Annotated in this window: 1 rRNA gene and 1 pseudogene; both read right to left on the reverse strand. The window is 66.4% G+C overall.

The window, feature by feature from the left end:
* Positions 1–590, reverse strand: a pseudogene (locus tag AC07FT_RS32005) (hypothetical protein); the annotation flags it as partial.
* A gap of 223 nt (positions 591–813) precedes the next feature.
* Positions 814–904: ribosomal RNA gene (rrf, locus tag AC07FT_RS32010) — 5S ribosomal RNA — on the reverse strand; the annotation flags it as partial.

Raw genomic sequence — 904 nt, forward strand, 5'->3', positions numbered from 1 at the left:
ATCATCGCGACGGTCATCACGGCGGAAACCACCACGGTCGTCATCACGACGGAAACCCGGTCGGTCATCACGACGGTCGTCACGCCGGAAGCCGCCGCGATCGTCACGGCGGTCGTCACGACGGAAACCACCACGGTCATCGCGACGGTCGTCACGGCGGAAACCACCACGGTCATCATCACGACGCGGCCCACGCGGACGGTCATCACGACGGTCATCGCGCCGATCGTCACGACGGTCATCACGACGATCGTCGCGACGGAAACCACCGCGATCATCGCGACGGTCATCACGGCGGAAACCACCACGGTCGTCATCACGACGGAAACCCGGTCGGTCATCACGACGGTCGTCACGCCGGAAGCCGCCCTGGCGGAAGCCACCGTCACGGTCGTCACGACGCGGACCACGCGGGCGATCGTCGCGGCGGTCATCACGGCGGTCGTCACGACGGAAACCACCGCGATCATCGCGACGGTCGTCACGGCGGAAGCCACCACGGTCATCATCACGACGCGGCCCACGCGGGCGGTCATCGCGCCGATCATCACGACGGTCATCGCGGCGGAAACCACCACGGTCACGGTCACGGCGGGGGCCGGAGTCGCGGAAGTCTCGCCGGTCGCCGCCGTCCCGGCGGCGCGGCTCGCGGTCCGACCGGTCGTCGGGAGAGTTGGTGGACATCGGCGTGACTCCTGTCGTGAGGTACTCGGTCATTCTCCCGCACCGGTCTCACCGGTGCGGGTACAGCAAAAACAAAAAGGACCCTTGGTCCCAGCGTTGAACGCTGGGACCAAGGGTCCTCCAAAGATTGTTCGGCGGCGTCCTACTCTCCCACAGGGTCCCCCCTGCAGTACCATCGGCGCTGAAAGGCTTAGCTTCCGGGTTCGGAATGTAACCGGGC

The sequence above is a fragment of the Streptomyces sp. NPDC045899 genome (genome assembly GCF_056431485.1).